Source organism: Listeria tempestatis (genome assembly GCF_963575625.1).
Classification (GTDB): domain Bacteria; phylum Bacillota; class Bacilli; order Lactobacillales; family Listeriaceae; genus Listeria; species Listeria tempestatis.
This window is the reverse complement of sequence record NZ_CAUYTK010000016.1, coordinates 31500-53459: the sequence shown is the minus strand read 5'-3', so window position 1 is coordinate 53459 and position 21960 is coordinate 31500. Positions and strand designations below refer to the sequence as shown.

The 21960-nt window shown below is 40.5% G+C and carries 19 protein-coding genes and 1 rRNA gene; 19 read left to right on the top strand and 1 reads right to left on the bottom strand.

The features are described 5' to 3' along the window. From rrf to R8923_RS13425, 16 genes are all read left to right on the top strand, one after another. Positions 1-67 (top strand): 5S ribosomal RNA (rrf, locus tag R8923_RS13500); the annotation flags it as partial. Between the two features lie 147 nt (positions 68-214). Then, positions 215-751 carry a DUF2179 domain-containing protein gene (locus R8923_RS13495; RefSeq protein ID WP_485873281.1) on the top strand — a complete coding sequence of 179 codons (537 nt, stop codon included), beginning with the start codon at positions 215-217 and terminating at the stop codon, positions 749-751. A gap of 164 nt (positions 752-915) precedes the next feature. Next, positions 916-1404 carry a 5-(carboxyamino)imidazole ribonucleotide mutase gene (gene purE / locus R8923_RS13490; protein WP_485873280.1) on the top strand — a complete coding sequence of 163 codons (489 nt, stop codon included), beginning with the start codon at positions 916-918 and terminating at the stop codon, positions 1402-1404. After that, the gene (gene purK, locus R8923_RS13485; RefSeq protein WP_485873279.1) at positions 1397-2521 is read left to right on the top strand and encodes a 5-(carboxyamino)imidazole ribonucleotide synthase; all 1125 of its coding nucleotides are present in this window, start codon (positions 1397-1399) and stop codon (positions 2519-2521) included. The genes purE and purK overlap by 8 nt, the downstream gene beginning before the upstream one ends. A gap of 17 nt (positions 2522-2538) precedes the next feature. Beyond that, the gene (purB, locus tag R8923_RS13480) at positions 2539-3831 is read left to right on the top strand and encodes an adenylosuccinate lyase (protein ID WP_485873278.1); all 1293 of its coding nucleotides are present in this window, start codon (positions 2539-2541) and stop codon (positions 3829-3831) included. A gap of 191 nt (positions 3832-4022) precedes the next feature. Beyond that, the gene (gene purC, locus R8923_RS13475) at positions 4023-4736 is read left to right on the top strand and encodes a phosphoribosylaminoimidazolesuccinocarboxamide synthase (protein ID WP_485873277.1); all 714 of its coding nucleotides are present in this window, start codon (positions 4023-4025) and stop codon (positions 4734-4736) included. Continuing rightward, positions 4736-4981, top strand: a complete 246-nt coding sequence (gene purS, locus R8923_RS13470) for a phosphoribosylformylglycinamidine synthase subunit PurS (RefSeq protein WP_485873276.1) — start codon at positions 4736-4738, stop codon at positions 4979-4981. Before purC ends, purS begins: the two co-directional genes overlap by 1 nt. 2 nt (positions 4982-4983) lie before the next feature. After that, positions 4984-5673: a phosphoribosylformylglycinamidine synthase subunit PurQ gene (gene purQ, locus R8923_RS13465; protein WP_485873275.1), complete on the top strand. Its 690-nt coding sequence runs from the start codon at positions 4984-4986 to the stop codon at positions 5671-5673. After that, on the top strand, positions 5660-7879 hold the full coding sequence (gene purL, locus R8923_RS13460; protein ID WP_485873274.1) for a phosphoribosylformylglycinamidine synthase subunit PurL: 2220 nt from the start codon (positions 5660-5662) through the stop codon (positions 7877-7879). Before purQ ends, purL begins: the two co-directional genes overlap by 14 nt. Next, positions 7864-9294, top strand: coding sequence for an amidophosphoribosyltransferase (gene purF / locus R8923_RS13455; protein WP_485873273.1), 1431 nt, complete (start codon positions 7864-7866; stop codon positions 9292-9294). The genes purL and purF overlap by 16 nt, the downstream gene beginning before the upstream one ends. Before the next feature lie 19 nt (positions 9295-9313). Then, entirely contained in the window at positions 9314-10363 is a 1050-nt protein-coding gene (gene purM / locus R8923_RS13450) for a phosphoribosylformylglycinamidine cyclo-ligase (RefSeq protein WP_485873272.1), read from the top strand. Further along, on the top strand, positions 10360-10920 hold the full coding sequence (gene purN / locus R8923_RS13445) for a phosphoribosylglycinamide formyltransferase (RefSeq protein WP_485873271.1): 561 nt from the start codon (positions 10360-10362) through the stop codon (positions 10918-10920). The genes purM and purN overlap by 4 nt, the downstream gene beginning before the upstream one ends. Then, positions 10921-12438 carry a bifunctional phosphoribosylaminoimidazolecarboxamide formyltransferase/IMP cyclohydrolase gene (purH, locus tag R8923_RS13440; RefSeq protein ID WP_485873270.1) on the top strand — a complete coding sequence of 506 codons (1518 nt, stop codon included), beginning with the start codon at positions 10921-10923 and terminating at the stop codon, positions 12436-12438. It begins immediately after the preceding gene. A 15-nt stretch (positions 12439-12453) separates the two neighbouring features. Continuing rightward, positions 12454-13716: a phosphoribosylamine--glycine ligase gene (purD, locus tag R8923_RS13435; protein WP_485873269.1), complete on the top strand. Its 1263-nt coding sequence runs from the start codon at positions 12454-12456 to the stop codon at positions 13714-13716. A 127-nt stretch (positions 13717-13843) separates the two neighbouring features. Continuing rightward, positions 13844-14137, top strand: coding sequence for a YerC/YecD family TrpR-related protein (locus R8923_RS13430; protein WP_485873268.1), 294 nt, complete (start codon positions 13844-13846; stop codon positions 14135-14137). 11 nt (positions 14138-14148) lie between these two features. Next, a complete protein-coding gene (locus R8923_RS13425) occupies positions 14149-14400 on the top strand; it encodes a hypothetical protein (RefSeq protein ID WP_485873267.1) in 252 nt (83 codons plus the stop codon). A 76-nt stretch (positions 14401-14476) separates the two neighbouring features. Here R8923_RS13425 and R8923_RS13420 read toward each other — a convergent pair whose 3' ends face one another. Next, positions 14477-15385, bottom strand: a complete 909-nt coding sequence (locus tag R8923_RS13420) for an acyltransferase family protein (protein WP_485873266.1) — start codon at positions 15383-15385, stop codon at positions 14477-14479. An 838-nt stretch (positions 15386-16223) separates the two neighbouring features. Here R8923_RS13420 and R8923_RS13415 point away from each other — a divergent pair. The 3 genes from R8923_RS13415 (at position 16224) to pcrA (ending at position 21953) form a co-directional block, all read left to right on the top strand. Next, complete coding sequence (locus tag R8923_RS13415) at positions 16224-18686, top strand: immunoglobulin-like domain-containing protein (protein WP_485873265.1); 2463 nt, start codon at positions 16224-16226, stop codon at positions 18684-18686. 342 nt (positions 18687-19028) lie between these two features. Next, positions 19029-19727: a geranylgeranylglyceryl/heptaprenylglyceryl phosphate synthase gene (locus tag R8923_RS13410; RefSeq protein WP_485873264.1), complete on the top strand. Its 699-nt coding sequence runs from the start codon at positions 19029-19031 to the stop codon at positions 19725-19727. 30 nt (positions 19728-19757) lie between these two features. Continuing rightward, positions 19758-21953: a DNA helicase PcrA gene (pcrA, locus tag R8923_RS13405; protein WP_485873263.1), complete on the top strand. Its 2196-nt coding sequence runs from the start codon at positions 19758-19760 to the stop codon at positions 21951-21953. Positions 21954-21960 lie beyond the last annotated feature (7 nt).

The window sequence follows — 21960 nt, the reverse complement described above, 5'->3', positions numbered from 1 at the left end:
TAGTTAAGCTTCTCTGCGCCGATGGTAGTTGGGGGCTTCCCCCTGTGAGAGTAGGTCGCTGCCGGGCAATTTGGAAGGCTCAGAAATTTTCTGAGCCTTTTTTTGTTATCTTTTTTTAGGAAAGTGTTTAAAGTGATATTTAAAATGGAATAGGGATAGTGTAGAATAGATAGGAAGGTATGTCTTTTTGTTTTTATAGGAAGTGGGGATTAGGATGGTTCATGGAGCAATTGGTATTGTGCTTACAATTTTCATTGTGAACATTTTATATGTTGCAATTTCAACGGTGCGTTTATTGCTAACGATGAAAGGTTATCGTTATTTGGCGGCTTTTGTAAGTGTTATTGAGATGGTTGTGTATGTGGTGGCACTTAGTTTGGTGCTTGACAACTTAAATAATATTGCGAATGTGATTGCATATGCAGTCGGATTTGGCGTAGGACTTTTTATTGGTATGAAAATCGAGGAACGATTGGCGTTAGGATATATTACAGTGAATGTAATTACGCAGAAGTACAATTTGGATTTGCCTAATCAGATTCGGGATTTAGGTTATGGGGTGACAAGTTGGCTAGCGAATGGTCGAGATGGTGAGCGGATGATGCTTGAGATTTTAACACCACGGAAAAATGAACGAAAGCTTTATAAAGAAATCGTGGCGATTGATGAAAAGGCCTTTATTGTTTCTTCAGAGCCAAAACAAATTTATGGTGGATTTTGGGTTAAAAGCATACGCAAACGAATGAAGTGAAGTCCTGCTGAATGGCGGGTCTTTTTTTTTATTAACCTAAAACCGAACGTTCGGTTTTAGATGCATAAAAACGTTCGATTTTTAATTGACATTGATGGTTTGTATTGGTAGAATTAAGGTGTTGAAACGGAAATTCACTTTTAATAGAAGGAGTTGAGCCGTAAATGTCTGCGGATGTTGGAGTCATCATGGGAAGTATCTCAGATTTTGAAACGATGAAAAAGGCTTGTGAGATATTGGATGAGCTTAAGATTTCATATGAAAAAAAGGTTGTTTCGGCGCATAGAACGCCTGATTTAATGTTCCGCTATGCGGAGGCGGCACGTGAAAATGGAATAAAAGTGATTATTGCAGGTGCTGGTGGGGCAGCGCATTTACCAGGAATGGTTGCGGCGAAAACTACATTACCTGTTATTGGTGTGCCAGTTAAATCAAAGGCGCTAAACGGGATGGACTCTCTTCTTTCAATTGTACAGATGCCTGCGGGGGTACCAGTTGCAACGGTTGCAATTGGTGAAAGTGGCGCAACAAACGCTGGTTTACTCGCTGCGCAAATCTTATCAATTTCTAATGATTTAATTGCTAGCCGATTAGCGAAAAGACGTGCTACACTAGAGGAAACTGTACTAGAAAGTAGTGATGAACTTGAATAAGACATTTTTATTGCCAAATAGCACGATTGGTATTATTGGCGGCGGACAATTAGGCAGAATGATGGCACTGAGTGCGAGAGCGATGGGATATCGGGTGATTGTTTTAGACCCAACGTTTGATTCGCCTTGTGGTCAGGTTTGTGATGAACAGATTGTGGCGGAATACGATGATATAAAGGCGCTACGTGAGCTTGCAGCAAAGTCTGATGTAGTGACGTACGAGTTTGAAAATGTAGATTATGGTGCACTTGCGAAAGTGGAAGATATGGTGAAAGTTCCACAAGGCTCGGAGCTTTTGTCGATAACGCAAGATCGGATTTTAGAAAAAGCTTATTTGGAGTCTGTAAATGTAAATATTGCACCTTATGCCGTTGTGGTTGATAAAGATGATATTTTAGAGCAGGTTAAAAGTATTGGTTATCCTGCAGTTGTGAAAACGGCGCGGGGCGGCTATGACGGAAAAGGTCAAATTGTTCTCCGCAGTGAAGCAGATGTGGATAAGGCTGCTGAAATATTAAAATATGGTTCGTGTGTGCTGGAAGCTTTTATTCCGTTTGAAAAAGAAGTTTCAGTTGTTGTTGCTCGAAATGCTAGTGGGCAAATTGAAACATTTCCAGTAAGTGAAAATGTACATCGAAATAATATTTTGCATACATCTATTGTGCCAGCAAAATTAGAAGTCGACATTCAAACCGAGGCGCAAGCAATTGCTGTGAAATTGGCCGAAGTTTTAAGTTTAGAAGGTGTTCTAGCTGTTGAAATGTTTGTGACAGCATCTGGTGCACTTTATGTGAATGAACTTGCGCCTAGACCGCATAACTCTGGGCACTATACAATTGAAGCATGTAACATTTCGCAGTTTACTCAGCATATTCGAGCGATTGTAGGCTTGCCACTTTTAAAACCAGAATTAATAAAGCCGGCTGTTATGATTAATATTTTAGGGCAACATGTTAAAGGTGTAGAGGAACAAATGGGTGATTATTCGCGTTGGTATGTCCATTTTTACGGAAAAAAAGAAGCTAAGAGAGGTCGGAAAATGGGACATATTACGATTTTAGCAAATGATCCTGATGCGGTATTAATTGATTTAGAAGAAACGAAAATTTGGGAATAGATGGAGGAAGCGGACGCATGATTGAACGCTATACGAGAGAGGAAATGGGTAGAATTTGGACGGAGGAGAATCGTTTTAATGCTTGGCTTGAGGTGGAAATTTTAGCTTGCGAGGCATGGGCCGAGCTCGGCGATATTCCAAAAGCGGATGTAGCTAAAATTCGTGAACATGCAACATTTGATGTGGAACGTATTAAAGAAATTGAACTTGAAACACGTCACGATGTGGTTGCCTTTACGCGCGCTGTTTCTGAAACACTTGGTGCAGAACGGAAATGGGTGCATTATGGTTTAACGTCAACGGATGTTGTAGATACGGCAAATTCTTATTTACTAAAACAAGCAAACGAAATTTTACGTCACGATTTGGAAAACTTTATTCAAATTTTAGCTGATAAAGCGCGCGAACATAAAAATACGGTTATGATGGGCAGAACGCACGGAGTTCATGCAGAACCAACAACATTTGGACTAAAACTTGCGCTTTGGTATGAGGAAATGAAGCGTAATTTGGAGCGATTTAATCATGCGGCAAACGGTGTCGAATTTGGTAAGATTTCTGGTGCAGTTGGTACGTATGCGAATATTGACCCTTTTGTAGAAGAATATGTCTGTAAGCATCTAGGCACCACGCCGGCACCAATTTCCACGCAGACACTTCAACGCGACAGGCATGCGGAGTACGTTGCAACACTTGCTTTAATCGCAACTTCTGTTGAAAAATTTGCGGTTGAGGTGCGTGGCCTTCAGAAAAGCGAAGTTCGCGAAGTGGAGGAAGCTTTTGCGAAAGGCCAAAAAGGGAGTTCGGCAATGCCGCACAAGCGAAATCCGATTGGTTCTGAAAATGTAACGGGGCTTGCACGTGTGATTCGCGGGCATATGATGACCGCATATGAAAATGTACCATTGTGGCATGAACGCGATATCTCCCACAGTTCTGCGGAACGAATTATTTTACCAGATGCAACAACTTTACTTGATTATATATTGAATCGTTTTGGAAATATTGTGAAAAATTTATCGGTCTTCCCTGACAATATGAAGCGAAATATGGATGCAACGCTTGGGCTTATTTATTCTCAGCGTGTGCTACTTTCTTTAATTGATAAAGGAATGGCGCGGGAAGAGGCTTATGATACAGTTCAACCAAAAGCGATGGAAGCATGGGAGACGAACACATCTTTTAGAAAGCTTGTCGAAAATGAACCGAAAATTATAGCATTACTTTCTGAAAAAGAGATTGCTGACTGCTTTGATTATCACTATCATCTTAAAAATGTAGATTTAATTTTTAATCGTTTAGGGCTCTAAAATACCAGCTTGTAGAAAGCCTAAAGTTTTTAGGTAAAACAAGATGTCACACGTAAAACTAGACTGCTGACAAATGGTGAAGCATACATATCATGAGAGTTTTAATTGCTTTTTGTCGTCAGTCTGAAATATGACTTGCTCGTCTAGTATTAGGCGGGTGAGGCTACTTTTTCAAAAAGGAGAGATTTTAAGTGACAGACGAACTCATTTACGAAGGCAAGGCGAAGGAACTTTTTACGACAGAAAAAGCGGGTGTGCTCCGTGCAAAATATAAAGACGATGCAACAGCATTGAACGGCGGAAGGAAAGAAGTTTTTGCGGGAAAAGGAATACGCAATAACAACATCACTTCGCTTATTTTTCGTTATTTGAAAACGTGCGGGATAAAAAGTCATTTTATTGAACAAATTTCGGAAACAGAACAGCTCATTCAAAAAGTGGAAATCATTCCACTAGAAGTGGTGGTGCGAAATGTTCTTGCAGGAAGTCTTGCGAAAAGGCTTGGTAGAAGTGAGGGGGAACTCATTGATACGCCGATTGTGGAATTTTATTTTAAAAATGATGCACTAGACGATCCTTTTATTAATGATGACCACGTTGTTTTTCTCGGCGCTTGTAACAGGAAGGAAATTGAAACGCTAAAGGCTATGGCACTTCAAGTGAACGCTAAATTACAGGAACTTTTTGAAAAAATAGGGATTACGCTTGTTGATTTTAAACTTGAATTTGGGCGTGACGACGTCGGAGAGATTTTACTTGCGGATGAGATTTCACCGGATACGTGTCGGCTTTGGGACAAGGAAACGAAGGAAAGGCTCGATAAGGATGTCTTTCGTCGGAATATTGGGAATTTAATTACAGTTTATGATGAAGTTTTATCACGACTTGAGGAGGTCATGAAGTAATGTATAATGTGAAAATTTATGTGACGCTAAAGAAAAGTGTGCTTGATCCGCAAGGGGATGCGGTTCGTGAGGCTGCTGTAAGTATGGGTTATTCGAGTATTCAGGACGTTCGAATTGGCAAATATATGGAACTCCAAGTAGAAAAAACGGAGCGTGACGTGCATGCTATGTTAGATGAACTTTGTGATAAATTGTTAACCAATCCAGTCATGGAAGACTATCGCTACGAAATTGAGGAGGCGTAAAAATGAAATTTGCTGTAATTCAGTTTCCGGGGTCAAATTGTGATTTAGATATGCTTCATGCTATCCGAGATGTGCTAGGTGAGGAAGCTGAATATGTGTGGCATGCATGCGATTCACTTGCTGGTTTTGATGCCGTGATTCTTCCAGGCGGATTTTCATATGGTGATTATCTTCGCACAGGGGCTATTGCTAAGTTTGCGAATATTATGAAAGAAGTAATACGTTTTGCGGAAGAAGGACGACCAGTTTTAGGAGTTTGTAACGGATTTCAAATTTTAACTGAGTGTGGTCTGCTTCCAGGTGCACTCATTCGAAACCGCAATTTACATTTTGTGTGCAAGACGCTTCCACTTCAAGTTGAAAATGCTGATACGATTTTTACGGCGAGCTACCAAGTTGGCGAGAAAATTCAAATTCCTGTTGCCCACGGTGAAGGAAATTACTACTGCGATGAAAAAACACTTATGGAACTTCAGGCGAACAAGCAAATTGTGTTTACATATGCAACTGAAAATCCAAATGGTAGCTTGGCAAATATTGCAGGCATTGTTAATAAAGGTGGTAATGTACTTGGCATGATGCCACATCCAGAGCGGGCTGTCGAGAGAATTGTCGGCGGAGTAGATGGATTAAAATTATTCCAATCGATTGTAAAATCTATGAAGGGGGCGAGTGAAAATGCTAGCAAATGAACCAACGACAGACCAAATTGCACAGCAAAAAATCTATCAGGAAATGGGATTAACAGATAGCGAATTTGATCTAATCGTTTCCATTCTTGGTCGCAAGCCGAACTACACCGAAACAGGCCTTTTCTCAGTCATGTGGTCAGAACATTGTAGTTATAAGACCTCCAAACCGGTTTTGAAAAAATTTCCAACAGAAGGAAAACAAGTGCTACAAGGTCCAGGTGAGGGAGCGGGAATTGTTGACATTGGCGACGGACTCGGCGTGGCTTTTAAAGTGGAGAGTCATAACCACCCATCATACGTGGAGCCATATCAAGGTGCGGCAACTGGAGTCGGCGGAATCATTCGCGATGTATTTTCAATGGGCGCTCGTCCAATTGCAATGCTAAACTCGCTTCGTTTTGGCGAATTGGATAACCCACATACGAAATACTTGGTGAATGAAGTCGTTTCAGGTATTGCAGGTTACGGGAACTCTATTGGGATTCCAACCGTTGGAGGCGAAGTGCAATTTGAGGCGTGCTACACGAAAAATCCACTTGTTAATGCTATGTGTGTGGGGCTAATTAAAAAAGAAGATATTCAAAAAGGACAGGCAGTTGGTGTCGGAAATCCAGTTATGTATGTTGGCGCAAAAACAGGGCGTGATGGCATTCATGGTGCAACATTTGCATCCGTGGAGTTTAGTGAGGAAGGTGAACAACAACGCTCGGCAGTTCAAGTTGGGGATCCATTTATGGAAAAACTACTTTTAGAGGCATGTCTTGAGGTTATTCAAGAACACGCTGATATTTTAATTGGTATTCAAGATATGGGGGCGGCGGGACTTGTTAGTTCGAGTTCAGAAATGGCATCGAAGGCGGGAACTGGTCTTCGTCTTGTGATGGATGATGTACCACAACGTGAAACACATATGTCCGCATATGAAATGCTTCTATCAGAGTCTCAGGAGCGGATGCTTTTATGTGTGAAACGCGGGCATGAAGCAGAAATTAAAGCTTTGTTTGAACATTATGGTTTACATGCTGTGACCATTGGTGAAGTGACGGACGATAAAATGTACACGATTATGCATCACGGGGAAGTTGTGGCGAATGTACCGGTTGATGCACTTGCAGAAGATGCACCGGTTTACCATAAACCGTCAAGTGAACCAAAGCGCTACCAAGCGTTTCAAAATGAAGCGCCATTTCGGCCTAATCATTTAGACATAAAAGAAACGTGGGAAAAACTACTTGCCCAACCAACTGTTGCGAGTAAGCGTCATATTTATGAGCAGTACGATTATCAAGTGCGAACAAGTACGGCAGTTGTGCCGGGTAGTGATGCGGCGGTTGTGCGAGTGCGCGGAACTAAAAAAGCGATTGCTATGACGACGGATTGTAATTCAAGGTTTTTATATCTTGATCCAGAGCTTGGTGGTGCGATTGCAGTGAGTGAGGCGGCGCGTAATATTGTGGCAAGTGGGGCAAAACCTCTTGCAATTACTGATGGACTTAATTTTGGAAATCCAGATAAGCCAGAAATTTTCTGGGAGATTGAAAAAGCGGCAGATGGCATTAGTAAGGCATGCTTGGCCCTTAATACACCAGTTATTTCAGGGAATGTATCGATGTACAATGAAACAGATGGCACAGGGATTTACCCGACACCAGTGATTGGTATGGTTGGTTTGGTTGAAAATAATAAAGATATAACAACGCAGGATTTTAAGTCGGCTTCTGATGCAATTTATGTGGTGGGGGACACTTTCGCTGAATATAATGGCTCTGAACTGCAAAAACTTATACAAGGTAAAATTTCTGGGCGTGCCCCGCGTCTTGATTTAGATGTGGAACTTTCAAACCAAGAAGGTGTACGTAAGGCGATTCAAGCGGGGCTTGTTCAAAGTGCGCATGATATTTCGGAAGGCGGTTTTGCGGTGGCGCTAGCGGAATCTTCATTTAAAGGGAATTTTGGCGCAAAAGTAACCGTGCCATTTGAACTGGAAATGATTTTTAGTGAGTCGCAATCGCGATTTATTGTGTCGGTAAAACAAAATGATAAGGCAAAATTCGAGGAACTTTTCGCAAATCAAAATGTGCATGAAGTTGGAGTGGTGACAGAAGACGCGGAGCTAATCATTTCTTCTAAAAGTGAAGAAGTGGCTGTTTCTACGAAAAGGCTACGTGAAATTTGGGAAGGGGCTTTGCCATGCTTGCTGAAATAAAAGGTTTGAACGAGGAATGTGGAATTTTTGGCGTTTGGAATCACCCGGCTGCGGCTGAAATTACGTATTATGGTTTGCATAGTTTGCAGCACCGCGGTCAAGAAGGGGCAGGGATTGTATCAACGGATGGTGAGACGCTTCGTGGGCACCGTAATTTAGGGCTTTTAGCGGATGTGTTTAAACATGGTGAACTTGACGGATTAAAAGGAACAGCAGCGATTGGACATGTGCGCTATGCGACAGCAGGTGGAAAAAGTTTAGGGAATGTGCAACCTTTTTTGTTCCACTTTCAAAACTCATCACTTGCGCTCGCTCATAATGGTAATTTAATTAATGCATCGTCATTACGTGCGGAGTTGGAACAGGAAGGAGCCATTTTTCAAACGAGTTCGGATACGGAAGTGTTAGCACATCTCATTAAGCGCAGTCAGACGGGGGATTTTATTCAAGATTTAAAAGTGGCGCTAAACCGAGTGAAGGGCGGCTTTGCTTATATGCTGCTTACGGAAAATGCTATGATTGCTGCACTAGATCCAAATGGCTTTCGTCCGCTTTCGATTGGTCGAATTGGCGACAGTTATGTCATCGCATCAGAAACATGTGCCTTTGAGACGGTTGGCGCTGAATTTGTCCGTGACGTTGAACCAGGCGAACTTATTATAATCGATGATGATGGACTTCACATCGACGTTTTTACAAAAGAAGTCAAGCACTCGATTTGTAGCATGGAGTACATTTATTTTGCACGTCCGGATTCCAATATTGCAGGGATTAATGTGCATTCTGCGAGAAAGCGTAGCGGAAAAAGGCTTGCACAGGAAGCTTTTGTCGAGGCAGATGTCGTAACAGGTGTTCCTGATTCGAGTATTTCAGCAGCAATCGGTTATGCGGAGGAAGCGGGATTACCTTACGAGCTTGGTTTAATTAAAAATAGGTATGTGGCCAGAACGTTTATTGAGCCGTCACAGGAGCTAAGAGAACAAGGGGTGCGCATGAAATTGTCGGCAGTTCGCGGCGTAGTAGAAGGAAAGCGTGTCGTCATGATTGACGATTCTATTGTGCGAGGAACAACAAGTAAGCGCATTGTGACACTGCTGCGGGAAGCAGGTGCTAAAGAAGTGCACGTCCGAATTGCTTCCCCGCCGCTTGCCTTCCCGTGTTTTTATGGCATTGATATTCAAACACGCAACGAACTCATTGCAGCAAATCATAGTATTGATGAAATTTGCCGAATTATCGGTGCCGATTCACTTACCTATTTAAGTGAAGAAGGGCTTGTTGAAGCGGTGGGCAAACCGTATCCAAACGAACCATATGGTGGTCTTTGTATGGCGTATTTTAATGGTGATTATCCAACTGATTTATATGATTATGAGGCGGAGTATTTAAAAAGTCTAGAAAATCAAAAAAATTAAGACGAGGAAGTGTTGAAAAGTGGAAAATGCGTACAGCAAGGCAGGCGTTGATGTTCATGCGGGATACGAAGTCGTAGAACGCATTCAAAAACATGTCGCAAAAACAGAGCGTTTAGGTGTTATGGGCGCACTTGGCTCTTTTGGTGGCATGTTCGATTTAAGCAAACTCGCACTAAAAGAACCCGTATTAGTATCAGGTACGGACGGCGTTGGAACGAAGCTCGCTGTCGCAATCTCTGCTGGGAAACATGATACAATCGGGATTGACTGTGTTGCAATGTGTGTAAACGATATACTCGCACAAGGTGCCGAGCCACTTTTCTTTTTAGATTATATCGCTACGGGGAAAAACACTCCGTCTAAAATGGAACAAATCGTAAAAGGTGTGGCAACAGGCTGTGAGCTGGCGGGTTGTGCGCTTATTGGCGGTGAAACCGCTGAAATGCCCGATATGTATGCGGCGGACGATTACGATTTAGCTGGCTTTACAGTGGGTGCTGTCGAAAAAAGTAAATTGATTCAGGCAGATGCCGTCAAAGCTAGCGACATCCTAATTGGACTCCCTTCAAGCGGAATCCACAGCAATGGCTATTCGCTTGTTCGGAAAATCTACTTCAAAGATGGAAAAATGGAACTAAATGCTAAACTTCCAGAACTAGGAGACGGGGAACTTGTGGATTATTTATTAGAACCAACTAAAATCTACGTAAAACCTGTTTTAGAAGTTTTAAAACAAGCAAAAGTGAACGGAATTGCGCATATAACGGGAGGCGGTTTTGTTGAAAACTTGCCGAGAATGCTAAACGAAAATTTAGCGGTGGAAATTAAGCTTGGCTCTTGGCCAGAATTGCCAATTTTTAATAGTCTTAAAATGCGCGGAAAGCTTAATGAAATGGAAATGTATCATATTTTCAATATGGGAATTGGGATGGTGCTTGCTGTTCCAGAAAACGAAGCGGCAAATGTTTTAAAGGTACTTCGAAATTTAGGCGAAGAAGCTTATGAAATTGGACGTGTCACCGAGAAACAAACAGAAGCTGTCACATTTATTGGAGGCGAAGCGAAATGAATATCGCCGTCTTTGCATCAGGTTCTGGAACGAATTTCGAAGCGCTCACAAAAAGCGATGTTGGGCATAAAATCGTCCTACTTGTCTGCGATAAAGCGGGCGCCAGAGTGCTAGAGAGGGCAAACAAATTTGGCGTGCCGACGTTTTTATTTGAGCCAAAAGCGTATCAAAATAAAGCGGAATTTGAAACCGCCATTTTAGCTGAACTAGAAGCAAAACAGGTGGATTTCATCGTCTTGGCCGGCTATATGCGTCTCATTGGCGAAACGCTACTTGCTACATACCCGAATAAAATCATCAATTTGCACCCATCCCTTTTACCGAAATATCCAGGCAAGGATGCCATTTTGCAGGCGCTTTTAGATGGGGCGAGTGAGACGGGTGTCACCGCACATTTTGTAGATAGAGGCATGGATACAGGGGAAGTGATTGCACAAGAGCGTATTTCCATTCTTCTGACAGATACGGAGGAGTCACTCACGGCGAAAATTCACGAAATCGAACATATCTTTTATCCCAAAGTGGTAAAAAATTTAGTAGAGGGGAAGTTTAAATAAATGAAAAGAGCGCTCATTAGTGTTTCGGACAAAGAAGGCGTGGTGCCCTTCGCGAAGGCACTCGTACAACTTGGTTTTGAGATTATTTCAACAGGTGGAACGAAGAAAGTTTTGGAGGAAAATGGAGTTTCTACCACCGGAATTGAAGCAGTGACGGAATTTCCAGAAATGCTAGACGGACGTGTAAAAACCCTCCACCCAATGATTCACGGTGGCCTTTTATTTCGCCGTGATTTGGAGATGCATGTGAATGAGGTTGAAAAACATGGCATCAAGCCAATTGATTTAGTTTGTGTCAATCTATACCCTTTCCAAGAAACCATTGAAAACCCTGATGTAACACTTAGTGAAGCCATTGAAAATATCGACATTGGTGGTCCGTCGATGCTTCGCTCGGCGGCTAAAAACTATCAAGCGGTAACCGTCTTAGTTGATACAGCAGACTATGTGCCCGTTTTAGCTGAGCTTAAAGCGGGTGGTGTGACACTCGAGACGCGCGAGAAACTTGCCGCAAAAGTATTTCGCCATACGGCTTCCTATGATGCGCTCATTGCTGGTTATTTGACGAAAGAGGAATTTCCCGAAAAGCTCACACTCACATATAATTTAAAGCAAGGTTTGCGCTACGGGGAGAACCCGCATCAAAAGGCAGCTTTCTACGAGGAACCACTTGCGGACGCTAAAAGTATTGCAAACGCAAAAAAACTTCACGGCAAAGAATTGTCTTACAATAACATTCGAGATACTGATGCGGCGCTTAAAATTGCATCTGAATTCGCAGAACCTGTAGCGGTAGCTGTGAAACATATGAATCCATGCGGCGTTGGAGTTGGTGCGACCATTTTTGAAGCATTCGAAAAAGCATATGAGGCGGATGAAACATCGATTTTCGGTGGCATTGTAGCACTAAATCGGGAGGTTGACGCTAAAACTGCGCAAAAGTTGAGTGAAATCTTTCTGGAAATCATTGTTGCGCCAAGTTTTTCTGATGACGCGCTAGCGATTTTAACCAAAAAGAAAAATATTCGTTTGCTTATGGTTGATGTGTCGAGTCTTGCGCCAAATTTGGAGAAAACTTCTGTGAACGGCGGTTTGCTCGTTCAAGATGGTGATACTTTTGTGGATAGCCCTGAGACGTTTACGGTTGTGACGGAGAAAGTACCGACTGATGAAGAGATGCGGGCACTTCTTGTTCAATGGAAAATTGTGAAACATGTGAAGTCAAATGCCATTGTAGTTGGAACTGATGTGCAAACGCTCGGTGTTGGTGCTGGACAAATGAATCGCATTGGTGCAGCAGAAATTGCACTACAGCAGGCAGGTGAGAAGGCAAGAGGTGCGGTGCTTGCAAGCGATGCCTTCTTCCCAATGGATGACACCGTTATAGCAGCAGCAAAAGCGGGTATAAAAGCGATTATTCAACCAGGCGGCTCGATTAAAGATGCGGATTCTATTCTGGCCGCTAATAAGCACGGCATCACCATGGTGACAACGCATGTTCGTCATTTTAAACATTAAAAAGGAAGTGAAAAGATGAAAGTACTCGTAATTGGTAGCGGTGGTCGGGAACATGCCATCTGTCAAAAATTACTTTCCTCACGTGATGTGAACACAGTTTTTTGTGCACCGGGAAATGATGGGATGAAAAAAAGCGGCATACACTGCGTGGACATTCAAGAAACCGATACAAAAACGCTAATACGCTTCGCTCAAGAGGAAGCCATCACATTTACGATAGTCGGCCCAGAAATCCCTCTCTTATCAGGTGTAGTTGATGCCCTAACAGAAGCTAACTTACTCGCATTCGGCCCAACAAAAGCCGCGGCTCTAATCGAAGGAAGTAAAGATTTTGCCAAACAATTTATGCAAAAATATCAAATTCCGACTGCAAGCTCGAAGACTTTCACGAAATACGAAGAAGCCAAAGCCTATTTGGATGAAAAAGGAGTTCCCATTGTGATTAAGGCGGATGGACTTGCTGCCGGAAAAGGTGTTGCTGTCGCAATGACGATGCCAGAAGCAACACTTGCGCTAAAAGAAATGATGCTTGAAGAAAAGTTTGGTGTGGCCGCGCAGAAAGTTGTCATAGAAGAGTTCCTAGAAGGCGAAGAATTCTCCCTCATGGCCTTTGTAAACGGAGAAGAAGTCTATCCAATGCCAATAGCCCAAGATCATAAACGCGCCTATGATGGTGACAAAGGACCAAATACTGGTGGAATGGGTGCTTATTCACCCGTTTCACATATACCAGAAAAATTAGTCGATGAAGCGATTCAAACGATTCTTTTTCCCGCAGCAAAAGGCATGGTCCAAGAAGGGCGTGCGTTTCGTGGTATTCTTTACGCTGGCTTAATTGCCACAAATGACGGCCCAAAAGTGATTGAATTTAATGCGCGTTTCGGTGATCCAGAAACACAAGTCGTCCTCCCGCGCCTAGAAAGTGACTTCGCCGAGCTCATTTTCGCCCTTTTAAAAAATGAGGTTCCTGATGTACGCTTTAAAAAAGAAGGTGTCCACCTCGGCATCGTCCTTGCGAGCAAAGGCTACCCCGACCAATACGAAACCGGCAAATTGCTTACCGGCCTAGACCAAATCAGTCCAGAAATCGCGATTTATCATGCTGGAACTAAACTGGACAAAGCCGAAAATCTCGTCTCAAATGGCGGCCGGGTACTGTTACTTCAAGTTTCTGCGGATTCAATGAAAGAAGCGCGCCACAAATTATATGAAGAGATGAAGAAGTTAGACAATCCAGATTTCTTCTACCGAATTGATATAGGGGCGAAAGCTGAATAGAATAAAAAAAGCGGATTAGCGTTTAGCCAATCCGCTTTTCCCTTTTACAGAAATAAAGTATTTGCTTTTTCATACGTTGGTACGTTAAAATATGAAAGTACAAGTAGAGGAACGGAGGTTATCTAAAATGCAAATAGAAAAGATTCGTGGGGAAGGTTTGGATGCTTTTTTTAATGGTATTTTAAAACTCGAGACGCTTGAAGAATGTTATGCTTTCTTTGATGACGTCTGCACTGTTAATGAAATTCAGTCAATGTCACAACGTTTCCAAGTTGCAAAAATGCTTTCTGAGGGGAAAACATACAATGTTATTGAAGCAGAAACAGGGGCAAGCACAGCAACAATTTCACGAGTAAAACGTTCGTTAAATTACGGGAACGATATGTATGAAGTGGTGTTCGACCGAATGGAAAAGGAGTAAGCAGGCTGTAAATGAAGAAGCAAAGGAAAGGGTTCCAAACTGTAATTATCGCTATTTTGGTTCTCGCGGTTATGTATATTTCAATCGATATGATTATTCAAAATGCTGGGCTTAACTTTAGCAAATTATGGCACTGGATATTTATTATTTGTTTTAGCCTTACAACACTTTTTAACGTGCGCATAAAAAACTATATTGGAATCTCCATTGGGCTTTCTGGCATGTGGATTTGTGTATTAAGTCTTATTTTGATGGCTATTTAGTTTTAGAAATGCTCGGAACTTGCTCATGCAAGTTCTTTTTTTACACAAAAAATCGCTCGTATTAGGAGCGATTTTATTAATATCTACTTAAAAATTTCAAAATGTTATTACTAAATTTACCAAGTAAAATCCCTACTGCAAAAGTAAAAATGAGATAGACGAGTAGGCCAAGAATTAGCGGGTTAAAATAACCGACTAAATCGAACGTGTAGCTTGGGAACCCTTCAATCAGATAAAGGAAGAAGGACCAAACGCCCAAGAACATTAAAAATTTACTTTGTACGTTAAAAGCTTGGATAACCATAATGACAAGAAGTGCTCCGACAAAGCAAAAGAATGACGCCGCTGGAATATTGGAAGTGAAATATAAAAATACGCATATCACAATTAATGTAATCAAACTTGCCCATTTTACAGTAACTTTTGCAAGAAATTTATCTTTCAACGGCACAAGCCACCGCTCTTCTCTTTTTAAGAAGACCCCGACAGGAAAGGCAATGGAATAGAATAACCAATATTCATCGATAAATACGATGCTGACTGAGCCAAGTAATAAGATGATTAATTGCCATTTTTGATTTTTTACAAATAACTGTGTGAGTAAGAAAATCGTGTACCAAAATAATATAAATAAAACAAACCACATTGTCGGATCTAAATCACGTCCAATATCAAAGAAGAACATGATAGAAAATAATTGTTTAATTGAAAAAGTTTGTTGGAAAATAATTCCTACAAAAATAAGTTTGAAAATGCTAAAAACCCAGTATGGAATAATGATTTTTATATAACGCTGGTAGTATTTAGAAATTCCATTTTTCTCTGCAGAAGCAGTTAAACCGTATCCTGAAAGAATCAAAAATATCCATACCGATATGGGACCGATATAATGATAATTATCAAAATTTTTATAGCAAATATGTGACACAATCACTATAAAAATGGCTATCCCTTTTAAAAGAGTTGTTTGCTGCTTAGATATCATAAAGTAATCTCCTCATTTAACTAAATTAATGATTGGTAGGTGCTACGATATATTCTATTCATTTTCTCTAAAAAGAGATAGCCCCGTCTAAAATCATGCTCAATTATAACATAGGCTATACTCTAAAAAAATGGATTTTTTATGACAATAAATGAAATTTGCTATTGAAAAATCGACAAAAAAGAACTTTTTAAGAATTCAACGAATGTTATTTACTTAAAAAAGGCAGGTCAAACGAAAAGCTACAATAAAAAAAGCGAAGAACAGATAAGAGAACATTTTGAGTTGGAGATGAAAAATTAGCGTAAGACCAATGAATCATGCTTTAAAAAAAGGGCATCAAAATGATGACAAGAATAATAGAGTCAGCTTGTGATATATGCTTGTTGGACTATTCAAGAGGTTATATTCTTTAATTAACAACAAAAAGTGAAGTTTTCTAAGTAGTGGAAAATATTTTAAGACTTAAATTTATTATGAAAAGTTGAAGTTAACTCAGATAGGGTATTTTTATCCATTTTTTTTAGAAGAGAGGAGCAAGCTAGTTTTTCTAAGGTTTAAAGAGTAACGGGCTAAATGACTATACATTTAACTAATAAAAATTGTCATAAAATGTATATATTTTTTCTTGAAATATCCATTTTTATCTCCTTTTTCGATAAGTACAACATGTTATCATAAAAAATGCTCAAGGTAATAAGGACTTGGAAAGGAGGTCAGCGTTTAAAAAATTGATATATAGATAAGGATATCAGCCGAAAAAAATATGGATTAAAGGAATCCGAATAAAAATCATTTATCATGTGTTAAATTTAAAACGCTTAAAGGAGATTAAGAATTGAAGATTAAGAAAACTGGACTAAGAAAAATTATGGTGAGTTCTATTGTTGCGACCGTTTTTGCCTCAACTGTTGCTGTATCGTATCCATTCAATGATGTAGTGGCTAATGCAACTGAAGGTAATTCACAGCAAGCGGAACAAAATAGTTCTTTATTAGGTGCTAATACAGAAAATCTACTGGAAAATCCTGGGTTTTCCGGTGATGGAAATATTATTACAAGTTGGGGAGTAGAGAATACTAGTTCTACTAGCCCAACTTATTATATGGAAAACTACCGAGTATATAAAAATTCTGGTGAATATGCGCAGAATTATGTGACACCAAAAAATGATGGTAGTCTTGATATCACACACAAAAGAGCTGTAAATAATGGATATATATTTTATTTAGGGCAAGATGTTGAGGTTATAGAAGGACATAGGTATCGTTTATCTGCTGATTATAAGTATGTTTCAGGGTCAAATTTAGAACATGTTCAAATAAGAACTGCTGATAATAATACAGAGCTGTCGAGTAGTAGTTGGTTACCAGTTACTAATCCTACAGCTCAAAATTATACGACAACGATTACGGCTCCTTCAACTACAACGATGAGGGTCGAATTAAAAGTTCTTGGTTTTGATGATGCAATTGGTGAGGAGGGGACAGTGAATGTTGGGAATATTTCTTTGATTGACTTAGATGCTGACCTTGTTCAAACAACAATTAATGAATTAGACACAGATTCTGTGAAAGTAGAAGGAAGTGCAGAACCTAATGCGAATATTGAGATTAAAGCAGGCTCAACAATACTTGCTACAGGGGTAGTAGCATCAGACGGTCATTATAGCATGACAATTCCAAAACAAAATGCTGGAACCGTTGTAACTGCAACCGCAACGGCACGAGGAAAAACATCAAGTGCTAATACAACGGTTGTCCAAGGTAACATTGCTCAAACAACGATTAATGCGTTAGACACAGATTCTGTAAAAGCAGAAGGAAGCGCAGAACCTAATGCGAATATCGAGATTAAAGCAGGCTCAACAATACTTGCTACGGGAGTAGTCGCGTCAGATGGTCGTTATAGCTTGACGATTCCAAAACAACGTGCAGGAACCGTTGTAACTGCAACCGCAACAGCACGAGGAAAAACATCAAGTGCTAATACAACGGTTATCCAAGGAAATATTACGCAAACAACGATAGATCCTTTAAATACAGAATCTAGAACAGCAACAGGAAGAGCAGAACCTAATGCGACGATTGTGCTAAAAGATCAAAATAATAATCAACTTGCAAGCGGTACGGTTGGATCTGATGGTTTTTATAGTGTAACAATTCCGGCACAAGCATCGGGAACTGTGGTAACTGCAACGGCAACAGCTAATGGGAAGACTTCTAGTGCGCTTACAACTGTCACACAAGTTGCAAAAAGTGGCACGGTAGAAGTAAAACAAGATTATTATGTAGGTTATGATAGCCGTGTTCAAGCAGAAGTGACGGGTGATGTGACAAAAGTTTATTTAGAAGTTGATGGTGTTAGAAAATCAACCGTTCCTGTTACTGGAAGCTTCAGTTATTACGCTAAACATGATATTACAAGTATGACTCAAACAGTCTATTTAGTGGGACTTGATTCCGCGGGGATAGAGTTAGACCGTGCACGTGTCACTTTAAAAGATGGTCAACTGAAAATTGGATCAGTTTCTCCAGACAGTTTTGTAGTAGGGACTGATGCCTATGTAGAGGGAACTTATACGGGTTCGGTTGCAAAAGTAGCGCTTTCTGTAAATGGAACCATTCTTTCCAAAGTTCCAGTTGGGACAGATGGGACATTCCGATATTATGCACGTAAAAATATTACAAATGCGAACACAGATGAAGTATTTGTTATCGGTTATAATTCATCCAATACAGAAATTTCACGTAAGAAGGTAGAGCTATACGGAGCGGAGAGTTTAACTGGTACGATTACGGTTCTTCCAAATTACTATGCAGTTTCAAGCTCTTATGTCGAAGGAACGTTTACAGGTAATGTAAAATATGTTTCCCTAGTTGTAAATGGCACTGAATATTCAAGAACATCTGTAATGGATGCAACGAATTGGAGATATTACGCCAAAGATAAAGTTGCAATGGGCGATACAGTTATGGTAAAAGGATATAATTCTGCTGGAACTGTGGTAGATCAAAAGACAGTGAATGTTGTTCTAAGCCCACCTGGAAATAGCTCAATTACTGCAAATGACTTTGTCTTAAATCAAGATAAATATGTGACAGGAACGTATGATGGAGACGTGAAATATGTTGGACTGAAAGTTAATGGAACAATATTGAAAAAGGTTCCAGTTCCAGAAGGTGGAACATATTCTTACTATGCTCGTCCTAATATTTTATCGACTACAGATACAGTAACAAGTATTGCTTATGATAGAGCAGGTGTACAGGTTGCAGAAGTACCAGTTCGTATTCGTTAAAAATGAAAACGACAAACGAAATCACTAGGATAAAAAATAGGTTTATCGTGTTCTATAGAGATATAAGCCCAAATTTCTACTAGTATCATGTAAATTAAAATAAGAAATTGTAAACCTCTAAAGGCCGTGTATGTCAATACATGGCCTTTAGAGGTTTTAGTATTGTGCCATTGAATTTGAAGAAGCAGAGTCTGAAGGTGAAAATAGGGTTTAGGGATAGTTTTTTGATAAAGTTCAAAAAAAGTTAAATTCTTGCTAGAACAGGTGAATGAAAAAGCAACAAATGCTATAATAGATAAGTCTAGCTATAAGAATTGGAATTTTAGTAAGGAGTTTATGAATTTGCGGCATTTATTTAAAATTGATCCAGCGAAATCATTGTCTGTTGAAGCTTGTCAGAAACTTTTAGAAAGTGAAACGGATGGCTTCATTATTGGTGGGACTGATAATTTGACACTCGAAAATGTGACAGAAACCTATGAACGTTTCATGGAAACAGATTTACCGCTTTTTTTGGAAATAAGTTCCAAAGAGATGATTTTACCCCTTGCGGACCAATTTTTAATTCCGATGGTTTTAAATACACGGGACACAACTTGGTCGCATGGCTTACATGTTGAAATGCTGCGCAAATATGCACCTCATGTACCGTTTAAACGAATGACGCCAGTCGGTTATGTAATTTTAAATGCGGAAGCAAAGGCGGCTGTGAAAACGGAAGCTATGACCAATTTGGAAGCGAGAGATGTGGCGGCGTATGCTGAACTGGCGGAACATTTTTTTCACCTCCCCGTTTTTTATGTTGAATATAGTGGGCGGTTGGGTGATGTGTCTTTATTACGAGCTGTGCGAGCTGTACTTCGCAATACGAAGTTGTGGTATGGCGGTGGAATTCGCTCGTATAGAGAGGCGAAGGAAATGGCGAGCGCGGCGGATGTGGTCGTTGTTGGTAATTTGATTTATGAAGATTTGGAAGCAGCACTTAAAACGGCAAAAATTTCGCGTCGTGCTAGCGAGTGCGGAGAAGGTATGATAAAATAAGAACAAATGTTTGTGTGGTGGTGGATAAAAATGCAATTAAATAGTGAAGAACTTGTAAAAGGATTAAATAAGGAACAAAAGCAAGCGGTAGAAACGACGGAAGGGCCGCTTTTAATTATGGCGGGAGCAGGGAGCGGGAAGACGCGTGTTTTGACGCACCGAATTGCGTACTTGATTAAAGAACGTGAGGTAAATCCGTATAATATTTTAGCTATTACGTTTACTAATAAGGCGGCGCGTGAAATGAAAGGGCGGATTACGGGACTACTTGGCGGTGTTGCGGAATCAATTTGGATTTCCACATTTCACTCGATGTGTGTGCGCATTTTAAGGCGTGACATTGACCGAATTGGCTATGAGCGTAACTTCACAATTTTAGATAGTAGTGACCAGCTTTCTGTCATCAAAGGGATTTTAAAGGATAAAAATATCGATTCGAAAAAATATGAGCCACGCGGAATTTTAGCGTCGATTAGCAATGCTAAAAATGAACTGATGGACGCTATGGAATATAAGCGTGAGGCGAGCGGGTACTATGACAACATGGTGGCCGAAGTTTACGAAGCGTATGAGAAGAAATTGAAGAAAAATCAGGCGCTTGATTTCGATGATTTAATCATGGTGACGATTCAACTTTTCGAACGTGTACCGGATGTTTTAGAGTATTATCAGCGGAAATTTCAGTACATTCATGTGGATGAGTATCAAGATACAAACCATGCGCAGTATTTGCTCGTTAAGCTTCTAGCAGCGCGGCTCCGCAATTTGTGCGTTGTTGGGGACTCGGATCAGTCGATTTATGGCTGGCGCGGTGCGGATATTTCCAACATTTTGTCATTTGAAAAGGATTATCCAAACGCGAAAATGATTATGCTAGAAGAGAATTACAGATCCACAAAACGAATTTTAGAAGCGGCAAACCGTGTTATCGAAAACAATCGTAATCGCAAGCCGAAAAATTTATGGACTAGTAACAGCGAAGGTGCAAAAATTTTCTATCATAAAGCGTTAACGGAAAAAGAAGAAGCGTCTTATGTCGTTAGTAAAATTCAAGAAGAAGTCGTAAGTAAAAATCGCCCGTTGTCTGATTTTGCAATTCTTTACCGAACAAATGCTCAGTCGCGTGTCATGGAGGAATTTTTCATGAAATCGAATATGGCGTACACGATGGTCGGTGGTACAAAATTCTATGACCGTAAAGAAATTAAAGATATTTTAGCGTATTTACGCCTAATTTCAAATAATGAAGATGATATTAGTTTAGCGCGCATTATAAACGTGCCCAAACGAGGTGTGGGAGCGGGTTCGCTAGATAAATTGGCAAATACTGCGGCCGCGTATGATTTAACGCTTTTTGAAGTATTAAACCGCATTGAACTTGCCGGCATTCCCGCGAAAACGAGTAAACAGTTGGTCGAATTCCACGATTTAATTCGCGGCTTTAGTCAAATGCAAGAATTTCTCTCTGTAACAGAGCTTGTCGAGCAAGTTTTGGATAAAACAGGGTATCGTGATATGTTGAAAAATGAAAGGACGATTGAAGCACAGACTCGGCTTGAAAATATTGATGAGCTTCTTTCGGTTACGCAAAATTTCGAAAAAGAAAGTGAAGATAAGTCACTTCTCGCATTCTTAACGGATTTAGCGCTCGTAGCCGATGTGGATCAGTTAGAAGACGATTTGGAACAAACTGGTGCGGTGACATTAATGACGCTCCATTCGGCGAAAGGGCTTGAATTCCCAGTTGTCTTTCTTGTCGGTCTTGAAGAAGGTATTTTCCCGCATTCGCGTGCGCTTTTTGAAGAAGATGAAATGGAAGAAGAGCGACGCTTAGCCTATGTGGGCATTACACGTGCTGAAGAAGAATTATTTTTAACAAGTGCATATTCCCGTATGATTTTTGGGCGTTCAGCAGCTAATGTTGAATCTCGCTTTATTGGTGAAATTCCCCAAGATTTGCTTGAAACGGGGAACGAAAATAAATTAAAAGAAGTACCATTTAAACGTTCCACTATTAATACGAAACAAGTGGCAAATTACCAAACGAGCGGAGCTGAAAAAGTAGGGTGGTCCGTTGGTGATAAAGCGACCCATAAAAAATGGGGTACTGGCACCGTTGTAAGCGTAAAAGGTGAAGGTAGCAATATGGAGCTTGATATTGCCTTTCCAAGCCCAACTGGAATTAAACGATTGCTGGCCGAATTCGCGCCAATTGAAAAAGTGTAAAGGTAGG

Coding starts and splice junctions, on each gene's coding strand:
- pcrA (WP_485873263.1), top strand. CDS start 19,758: ATGCAATTAAATAGTGAAGAACTTGTAAAAGGATTAAATAAGGAACAA.
- R8923_RS13430 (WP_485873268.1), top strand. CDS start 13,844: ATGCAAATAGAAAAGATTCGTGGGGAAGGTTTGGATGCTTTTTTTAAT.
- purF (WP_485873273.1), top strand. CDS start 7,864: ATGCTTGCTGAAATAAAAGGTTTGAACGAGGAATGTGGAATTTTTGGC.
- purD (WP_485873269.1), top strand. CDS start 12,454: ATGAAAGTACTCGTAATTGGTAGCGGTGGTCGGGAACATGCCATCTGT.
- purS (WP_485873276.1), top strand. CDS start 4,736: ATGTATAATGTGAAAATTTATGTGACGCTAAAGAAAAGTGTGCTTGAT.
- purL (WP_485873274.1), top strand. CDS start 5,660: ATGCTAGCAAATGAACCAACGACAGACCAAATTGCACAGCAAAAAATC.
- purE (WP_485873280.1), top strand. CDS start 916: ATGTCTGCGGATGTTGGAGTCATCATGGGAAGTATCTCAGATTTTGAA.
- purN (WP_485873271.1), top strand. CDS start 10,360: ATGAATATCGCCGTCTTTGCATCAGGTTCTGGAACGAATTTCGAAGCG.
- purB (WP_485873278.1), top strand. CDS start 2,539: ATGATTGAACGCTATACGAGAGAGGAAATGGGTAGAATTTGGACGGAG.
- purH (WP_485873270.1), top strand. CDS start 10,921: ATGAAAAGAGCGCTCATTAGTGTTTCGGACAAAGAAGGCGTGGTGCCC.
- R8923_RS13425 (WP_485873267.1), top strand. CDS start 14,149: ATGAAGAAGCAAAGGAAAGGGTTCCAAACTGTAATTATCGCTATTTTG.
- purQ (WP_485873275.1), top strand. CDS start 4,984: ATGAAATTTGCTGTAATTCAGTTTCCGGGGTCAAATTGTGATTTAGAT.
- R8923_RS13495 (WP_485873281.1), top strand. CDS start 215: ATGGTTCATGGAGCAATTGGTATTGTGCTTACAATTTTCATTGTGAAC.
- R8923_RS13420 (WP_485873266.1), bottom strand. CDS start 15,385: ATGATATCTAAGCAGCAAACAACTCTTTTAAAAGGGATAGCCATTTTT.